This is a genomic window from Streptomyces sp. DH12, assembly GCF_020873895.1.
GTDB lineage: Bacteria > Actinomycetota > Actinomycetes > Streptomycetales > Streptomycetaceae > Streptomyces.
The window spans coordinates 1-438 of sequence record NZ_JAHWGT010001198.1; the positions used below are offsets into that span (position 1 = coordinate 1).

Here is a 438-nt window from a genome sequence, read left to right on the forward strand (position 1 = left end):
GTGTGGAACCAGCCGTCGGCCAGCGCCTCGGCGGTCGCGCCGGGGTTGTTCCAGTACTCCTTGAACAGGTGCTCGCCGTGCAGCAGCACCTCGCCGTCGTCCGCTATGCGCACCACCGAGCCGGGCAGCGGCTGGCCGACCGTGCCGATCTTCTGGCGGTCCCACGGGTTGAAGGCGGTGGCCGCGCAGGACTCGGTCAGGCCGTAGCCCTCCAGCACGCTGAAGCCGATGCCGCGGAAGAAGTGACCCAGCCGCTCGCCGAGCGGGGCGCCGCCGGAGATGGCGTACTCGCCGCGGCCGCCCAGCACCGCGCGGAGCTTGCCGTAGACCAGCTTGTCGAAGACCTTGTGCTTGACCTTCAGGCCGAACGACGGGCCCGACGGGGAGTCCAGCGCCTGGCTGTAGGCGATCGCGGCGTCCGCCGCCTTGTCGAAGATC

General features: G+C 70.8%; 1 protein-coding gene. It reads right to left on the reverse strand.

Features of this window, described 5'->3' with window-relative positions; all coding sequences use genetic code 11:
* On the reverse strand, positions 1 to 438 hold a 438-nt coding region (locus tag LPA54_RS39225; protein ID WP_228985168.1), incomplete at both ends, for an AMP-binding protein.